Annotated in this window: 1 protein-coding gene and 1 pseudogene; both read right to left on the reverse strand. The window is 72.6% G+C overall.

What is annotated here, in order from left to right; genetic code table 11:
- Window positions 1-105: 105 nt before the first annotated feature.
- Window positions 106-1,662: a sodium:alanine symporter family protein gene (locus D8M29_RS11045; protein ID WP_127445978.1), complete on the reverse strand. Its 1,557-nt coding sequence runs from the start codon at window positions 1,660-1,662 to the stop codon at window positions 106-108.
- Between the two features lie 139 nt (window positions 1,663-1,801).
- Window positions 1,802-2,300, reverse strand: a pseudogene (locus tag D8M29_RS13650) (transcriptional regulator); the annotation flags it as partial.

Below are 2,300 nucleotides of genomic sequence, written 5' to 3' on the forward strand. Positions count from 1 at the left end.
TGGCGGCGGGGCGGGTGTCCGAGTCGCCGACGGCGGTGTCGGTGGAGGTGGAGACGTCGGTCATGACGGGGTCCTCTCGGGTGCGGGAGCGGGGCTGACCCCCGCTCACCGCTCCCCGCGCTCCGGGCCCCCGCGCACCACGGTGATCGCGCGGGTGTCCGGGGCGGTGTCGGCGACGTGCTCCATGGCGCGGTCGAGGTCGCCGGTCTGCTGGTACGCCGCGTGGATCTGCTCCCACAGGCGGGCGTTGCGGACGCCGATCGCGTGCGGATCCAGCACGGGGTCCTGGCCGGCGCGGCGCTGGCGGTCGTAGTCCTTGAGCAGCCGGATGGCCACGGGGCTCAGCAGGATGAGCGCCACGATGTTCACCCACGTGTAGAGGCCGACGCCGAAGTCGGCGAACGCCCACACGAGGGCCGAGCTCTGCACGGACCCGAACACCATGGAGCCGGCCAGCATCAGCCGGGCGATCGCGATGACCGCGCGCTGCGCCGTCTTGTTCGGGATGAGGTAGGCGACGTTCGTCTCCGCGTAGAACGCGAAGGAGAGCAGGGTGGTGAAGGAGAAGAGGAAGACGGCGATCGCCACGAAGGACGGGCCGAAGGCGGGCAGTGCCTCGTCGATGGCGATCTGGACCCATGCCGGGCCCTCCTCGACGCCGGGCACGTGCTCCGCGAGGAGGCTCTCCTCATCCGGGCCCAGCACGTTGAAGCTGTTGGTGGACAGGATCACCAGGCCGGTCATGGTGCACACGAACAGGGTGTCCACATAGGCGGAGAACGCCTGGGCCAGGCCCTGCTTCACCGGGTGGGAGACGTGGGCGGCCGCCGAGGCCTGGGCGCCCGAACCGGTGCCGATCTCGGTGGAGTACACGGCGCGGCGCACGCCCCACGCGATGGCGGCGCCGAGCATGCCGGCGTAGACCGAGTCCAGGCCCAGCGCGCTGGAGAAGATCAGCCCGAACATCGCGGGGACCTGCTGCCACATGAGTCCGACGACGAGCAGCCCCACCAGGATGTACGCGCCGGCCATGAACGGGACCACGAGGCCCACCGTGCGGCCCAGGCGGTGCATGCCGCCGAACACGATCACGCAGAACAGCACGGCCATCCCGAGACCCACCCACAGCGGGTCCCAGCCCCACGCCTCGGTCGTGGCGGCGGTGACGGCGTTGGCCTGGATCTGCGGGCCGGTGAAGACCGTCGCGAACACGGTGGCCGCGGCGTACGCGACCGCCAGCCACCGCCAGTTCCGGCCGAGCCCCTCGAGGATGTAGTACGCGGGCCCGCCGCGGTACTCGCCGCGGACCTTGTGCTTGTAGAGCTGTGCGAGCGAGCTCTCCACGAGCGCCACGGGGGCGCCGAGGATCGCCGTCACCCACATCCAGAACAGCGCGCCCGGGCCGCCCAGGTAGATCGCGGCCGCGACGCCCGCGATGTTGCCGACGCCGATGCGCCCGCCCAGGGCCATGGCGAACGACTGGAACGAGCTGATCCCCGCCGACGACGATCCTCCCCTGGCCAGCTGACCCACCATGTCCTTGAGCAGCCGCACCTGGGGAGCCGCCATGCGGATCGTGAAGTACAGGCCCAGGGCGAGGAGCCCGACGACCATGGGCAGGCTCCACATGATCGAGTTGGCGGCGGTGACGAACTGCTCCATGGTCACTTCCCAGGTCGCGGACAGGATCCGTGCACTTCATCACATTTAGGCCACCCCGGGCACCCCTGAGCCCCCCGGGGGTCTGCGCGGAACCGACAGGGTCGGCCGGCCGGACACGCCGTGCCGTCCCCGCACCGGCTCACCCTTGCCCCGCCCCCGCCTCCTCCCGCACTGTCACCGCCAGCTCGACGTGCCCGGCCTCCGGGTCCGCGAGGATCTGGCGGATCTCCGGCGCGGCGCCGGCGTCCTCCGCGTCGAACGCGTCCATGAGCCCCAGCAGGTCCGGATGGGGCAGCGCGCCGCCGGGGGCGTCGTCGAGGAGGTCGACGTCGCCCGCGTCGGCCCGCACGTCCACGTACCGCTCCACGCGGCGCGGCAGCGTCCCGGTCACCACCTCGTGCCCGTCGACCCTGAGACCCTCGGGAGCCGGACCGCTCAGCGGGACCGCCAGGACGGTCTCCACGACGTCGGCGGCGCCCGGCACCGGACGCAGCGCCGTCCACGGCGGCCCGGCCGGTGCCGACCCCGCCTCCGCGAGCGCCTGGAACAGCGTCGCGAAGGCGTCGTTCGCGAGCTCGGTGGCCGCCTCCTCACCGGCCTCGTCCAGGGCCACCCGCTGCACGACGCCGGCCCACGGC

This window comes from Micrococcus sp. HSID17227, assembly GCF_003989405.1.
In the GTDB taxonomy this organism is placed as follows: domain Bacteria; phylum Actinomycetota; class Actinomycetes; order Actinomycetales; family Micrococcaceae; genus Micrococcus; species Micrococcus luteus.

Excerpts from the sequence above, each read along its gene's own strand:
- D8M29_RS11045 (WP_127445978.1), bottom strand. The coding sequence starts at position 1,662 with ATGGAGCAGTTCGTCACCGCCGCCAACTCGATCATGTGGAGCCTGCCC.